Annotated in this window: 2 protein-coding genes and 2 pseudogenes; 1 reads left to right on the top strand and 3 read right to left on the bottom strand. The window is 36.0% G+C overall.

What is annotated here, in order from left to right:
- Positions 1–226: 226 nt before the first annotated feature.
- A pseudogene (argC, locus tag BN338_RS03755) lies at positions 227–1,158 on the top strand (N-acetyl-gamma-glutamyl-phosphate reductase).
- 21 nt (positions 1,159–1,179) lie between these two features.
- On the opposite strand, the gene BN338_RS03750 reads toward argC, so the two are convergent.
- The 3 genes and pseudogenes from BN338_RS03750 to hflX all read right to left on the bottom strand — a co-directional run bounded on the left by BN338_RS03750 (position 1,180) and on the right by hflX (position 5,714).
- Positions 1,180–2,271, bottom strand: a complete 1,092-nt coding sequence (locus tag BN338_RS03750; RefSeq protein WP_039759175.1) for a COX15/CtaA family protein — start codon at positions 2,269–2,271, stop codon at positions 1,180–1,182.
- 129 nt (positions 2,272–2,400) lie between these two features.
- Positions 2,401–4,226: pseudogene (locus BN338_RS03745) on the bottom strand (GumC domain-containing protein).
- A gap of 144 nt (positions 4,227–4,370) precedes the next feature.
- Positions 4,371–5,714 (bottom strand): GTPase HflX, encoded by a 1,344-nt coding sequence (hflX, locus tag BN338_RS03740; protein ID WP_039759173.1) that lies wholly within the window; start codon positions 5,712–5,714, stop codon positions 4,371–4,373.
- Positions 5,715–5,716: the final 2 nt, after the last annotated feature.

Raw genomic sequence — 5,716 nt, 5'->3', positions numbered from 1 at the left:
TTATTCCTTATCATAGAAACAGCAAAAACTTCCCTTACAAAAATAGTGAAAAATGAAGTTAAGTTTTTTCTTTTACTTTCTTCATTTAGACCTTTTACAAAAAATATCTATAATTTAAATAAATTCAATAAGTTAATGATTATGATTTAAGTTGGTAATGATTTGAAATAATTTATAATGAGAAAAGCTGGATATGTAAGGAAAATTTAAGATAAGGCGTTTAAGAATGGCAACCAAAGTTTTTATTGATGGTGAACACGGCACAACCGGACTACAAATACAAAAACGCTTAGAGAAACGTTCAGATTTAAAACTACTCTCTCTTGCTCATAAGGATCGCCATAATGTTCATCTGCGACAAGATTATCTTAATCAAAGCGATATTGCTATTTTATGTCTTCCAGATGATGCAGCACGCGAAACCGTTCATTGGCTTAAAAAGAATAAAAACATTCGGGTTATTGATAGCTCAACAGCTCACCGTGTTGCACCAAACTGGGTCTACGGTTTTCCTGAAATGACAGCAGGACAAAAAAACGCATTCAAGCAGCCCATTACGTATCTAATCCTGGATGTTATCCCACCGGTGCTATTAGCTTGATTCGCCCACTTCGCGAAGCAGGATTGCTAGACGCCGATTATCCCATCTCGATTCATGCAATCTCCGGCTATACGGGTGGTGGAAAAAAGTTGATTACACAAATGGAAAATCAATCTCAAGAAAATATTCAGGAAAATTATTTTATCTATAGCCTCAATCTTGAACACAAACATGTACCAGAAATTAAACTTCATGGACAAATCAATCAAACGCCACTTTTTATACCCAGTGTTGGTCGTTTTCCTCAAGGAATGATTGTGAATCTTCCACTGCACCGCTATTTATTTACAAAATCAGCAAACTGTTCTGATCTGCGTGAAATCCTTGCAAACCATTACGATGGGCAAAACATCATTTCAATTGCATCACAAGAAGAAACCGCCTCACTTCAAAGACTGAATCCAGAATGTTTAGCCAATAAAGATGGTATGAAACTGTTTGTATTTGGAAATAATCGCGAAGGCATTTTTAATCTCTGCGCTCTATTCGATAATTTAGGAAAAGGCGCATCAGCTGCTGCGATTCAAAATCTCGATTTAATGATTTCAGGCAACTAAATTTCATCTAGATACAAACTTTTATTCAACAGCACGATAGGCTCCTTTTGTTGCTCGCCAGTGCGCAACTGTAAAACACAACACGACTAATGCCATACTTTGATGAATGAGTCCAAAACTTATTGGAACCTCATGTAACAGTGTCAAAATTCCTAAAAGTGCTTGGATAATGATCATAACACAGATAAGAAATGCACGACGAGAATGGGTTGAATGTGGAACATTTTTTCGCACATAAAAAGCATGAAGAGCTGAGACAATAAATAAAAAATAAGCAAAAAACCGATGAATAAATTGAACCGTTAAAGGATTTTCGAATAAATTAAGCCAAACAGGACGATGCTGCAACAATCCGTCAGGAATAATCTGACCATCCATAAGGGGCCATGTATTATAGACTTTTCCAGCATGAAGCCCAGCAACCAAAGCCCCCAAATAAATCTCTATCAAAACGAGAATAACAAGCCAAGCTGCAAAATATTGCACCTTTTGATTGGCTGGTTTTTCTGAATATTCTGCAAGTCCTCGAGATAAATAAGTAACAAAAATAATAACCAAACATGCCGTTATAAGATGAAATGCCAAACGATATTGGCTCACACTTGTTAAATTACTTTGTCCAATCCCTGAAGCCACCATCCACCAGCCAATAAAGCCTTGAAAGGCGATAAGGATCGGTACAATGATAAGCGGGAATAAAATATTTTTTTCAATACGCTTCGTTGCCCAAAACCAAATTAACCCCAATAAAGCGACAAGACCAACAAGGCGCCCGAGAACACGGTGCGCCCATTCCCACCAAAAAATAACTTTAAAAGCACTTAAAGTCATATCACGATTAAGCAGCTTATACTGTGTTATTTGTTGATATTTTAAAAACTCCTCTTGCCATTGATCAACACCAATCGGTGGGATAATACCGTGTATTGGCTTCCATTCTGTTATCGATAATCCTGATCCCGTCAAACGAGTTGCTCCCCCCACTAAGACAATGGCCAAGCAAAGCAATAAAATAGAGTAAAGCCACACCTGAATTTGCTTTCGATTTCTCTTTTGTACAGGTGTTAAAAAGTTATCGTTTAATCTCTTTACTGCCATCTCTGATTGCCCCACGCTTCTCTCCAACTACAATGCATTTTAAAATTTAAACATAAAACCTTCCTACCTTAGTATGTACTAAAACTTTAACAAAAAACAAGTGTAGCACTATAACACGCGATACATATTTCTTTTTTACGAAGTTTATAATGCAACAACGCGATAAACAGTCTTTGGAAAGCGGCTGACCATCCGCATCATCCAATCCTGTTCACTAAGATCAGTATGACAAATATAATAGTCCGTTAGCTCTGCAAATTGCTCAAATCCATATTTGGGTTTGCTTGCCATCTCTAAAATGATAAAATCATACTCTTTTTTAACTTCTTGTAATATATGAGAAATATTATTTGAAAAATCTTGTGCAGAAACAGCACTTGTTAATCCCTGAGGGAGAATATCAACCCCTGTATCATAATCACGGTAAATAACATCATGCAACTGAGCATTACCCGTTAAAATATCACTCAAACCCCGATGTGGACCAATGACTTTCTCTATTTGTTGGCCAGAGATATCAACCAACAAAATTGTTTTATTCTCTTTTGTAAGATGAAGAGAAAGTTTTGCCGCTGTCCGTGCTGCCTCTGATCCAATAATTGAAATAACGGTTGAAGCACGCCATTTCAAAATATCAGATAATCCCTCTATCGTAATAGAAGCTTCAAGATTTTTCATTTCTTGAGAGACTAAAATACTCTCATTCTTCTTGAAAACATTTTCTTTTGAGCTCAAGTCCTCTTCTGAAGATTGATCTTTTTTATCTTTAAAGCACGGATAAAATAATACTATTCCAAGCAAAAGAGTAAGGAAGCTCACCAATGCACTCACAAGAATATTTTTTCCATAAAGAGCTATAAAAGAAATTGGCACTAATGTTGTTGGCATAACCACGTGGATCTTTGTATCTTGCAAAAGAAGAGAATCAACATTCGATCCCCGATATGAACCAATGACTTTTTCTCTCCCCTGAGCAAGATTACTCATCGCTTTATTTTGTGCATCGATCTCTACTTTTATTTTATTTTCAAATTCGTTAAATATTTGATTCCAAGATTGGGATTGATCTTTTACAAAAAAGCTTATCCTTTTTTTGAGCTGTTTTTCCAACTCCGTTGCAATAATCTCATCTGAATGGACTTGATAAACGATCTGTAAAATTTTATTTTTTAATTGCTGAGAAACCGCCTCTAATTCCGCAGTCATGGCCTTAATTTGAGGGTGAGTCCACCCCAATTGCACAGCCATATGTGCTCTTTGTGTTTCCAAGAGATCACGCTTAGATTCCAGAGCAACAACTGCTGAATTGCCTGCAATAAATGATAAAGACAGTAAAGACTGACCATTTTCACGCATCATGTTAATTGTTGAATTCAAACTTGTTAAATGAATACGCTTTAAAGTTGCTTGCGTTAATTGCATCGAAAGATCATTCAGCTCTGTTTGTTTTACACCATGCTGAAGAAAAGAATCAACAGAGGCACGAAATCCCTGCATGATATTAACGATCGCAGTATTATCATATTGTTTATCTTCTAATTTCTCATTTAACAAAGACTGTTTCTGTTTTATGATTACTTGTGAAAATGCAGAAAACCAAGTTTCTACCCCTCGTTGAGCTGCTTCAAGTGTTTCAGCTTCAAAAGTCAAATTGATAAGATCACCATGACGTGATAAACGAATATTTTCTTGTTTTTTTTCTTATAAGAAGCACTTAAAGAAAAATGCGAATCATCTAAAAATATAGGCTGTGAAAGCAAAAAAGCGATAATGTTATCTTGTTTTTCAATGGGTAATGGCTTTCCTACAGAATCAGATAATGAAAATACTAAAGTTGCTTGGTAACTACGGGGCTGAATAAAATAATAAAACCAAATCAAAGAGATACACAGCATTTGCAACAGCAAAACAATCAAAATGTTTCGCCATACTGTACGTACGAACAGTCTTTTATTACAGTTAAGACTCATCTTTATTTTAACCAGCAAAATACTTCTTCAGACCGTTTTATTAAGAGAAAGTAGTAACTATCCTCTTAACTTGCTTTCATATTATTTTGAGATAAGAAAAACATAAAATTTAAGCAAAAACGTTCAACAATAGCTTTAAAAAACTTAATTAATATTTTTTTTAATGTTCTCTAATTGTTTTTTTGCTTCAGAAGTAAGAACAGCTCTAATGGTAATAGACCCATCATCATGCCCTTCCTGCTTTATTTCCGCAGAGTTTTCATAAAACCAATCAATAAGTGACATTTCATGAGGTTTTAAAAGATATTCAATGCTTTGCACCTCCCCAAAAATTCGCTTTTCAATGGTTCTTAATAACTGATCAAGTCCATCCCCTTTAAGGGCTGATACCATGAGCGCAGGATTTAACTGTGTCTTTGCACTCGTTTGTAAAACACTCAATGCTTGCTCATCTACCATATCAATCTTATTCCAAACTTCTATGATATGCTCTGTATCATCAATATTGATATCAAGACTGGAAAGCACTTCTAAAACATCTTGGGCATGAGCACGATGATCAAGATCTAACATATCTCTTACATGAAGAATGAGATCCGCTTCAACCACTTCTTCAAGAGTTGCTCTAAAAGCTGCAATCAAATTTGTTGGCAAATTAGAGATAAAGCCTACAGTATCAGACAAAAGAATAGTTTTTCCATGAGGCAGAACAACTTTGCGCAAAGTCGGATCAAGCGTTGCAAATAACATATTCTTTGCTAAAATATCAGCACCGCTTAAACGGTTAAAAAGTGTTGACTTTCCTGTATTCGTATATCCTACCAGTGCCACAACAGGATAAGATGTTTTTTTTCTTTTTGCTCTATGAAGTGCACGTGTTTTAACAACCGTTTCCAATTCGCGGCGAATACGAATAATTTTCTCTTGCAAAAGACGCCTATCTGCTTCAATTTGCGTTTCACCAGGTCCACCTAGAAAGCCACGTCCCCCCCGTTGCCTTTCCAAGTGCGTCCAACTCCGTACAAGACGCCCTTTTTGATAGGATAAATGCGCCAATTCTACTTGCAAAACCCCTTCTTTTGTTCGTGCGCGATCACCAAAAATTTCAAGAATTAAAGCCGTTCTATCAATAACTTTACAATTCCATAATTTTTCTAAATTGCGCTGCTGTACTGGCGTTAAAAAATGATCTATAATCGCAAGCTCGATAGAGTATTCATTGATATAATAGGCAAGCACATCTGCTTTACCTTTTCCAAAGAGAGTCGCAGGACGAGGTGTTAAAATGTTAATTGTTTCATAATTAACAACGTCTAACCTTATAGCACGCGCTAATCCCAATGCCTCTTGAACACGGGAAGATAAAGAGCACTCTCTCAAAGAGTTTTCACTTCTATTCTCTTGAAAGATCGGTATCAAAACAAGTGCGCGTACCTGTTTTATAGTTTGCGAAAATACCCCTCCTAATCTCTCATTTTCATGTATCATAG

It is taken from the genome of Bartonella queenslandensis AUST/NH15 (genome assembly GCF_000312585.1).
GTDB classification, from domain to species: Bacteria; Pseudomonadota; Alphaproteobacteria; order Rhizobiales; family Rhizobiaceae; genus Bartonella; species Bartonella queenslandensis_A.
The sequence above is the reverse complement of the archived record's forward strand: the minus strand, read 5'-3'. Positions and strand labels throughout refer to the sequence as shown.

Bases quoted from the DNA above. Each gene is read 5' to 3' on its own strand.
- hflX (WP_039759173.1), bottom strand. From the start codon at position 5,714: ATGATACATGAAAATGAGAGATTAGGAGGGGTATTTTCGCAAACTATA.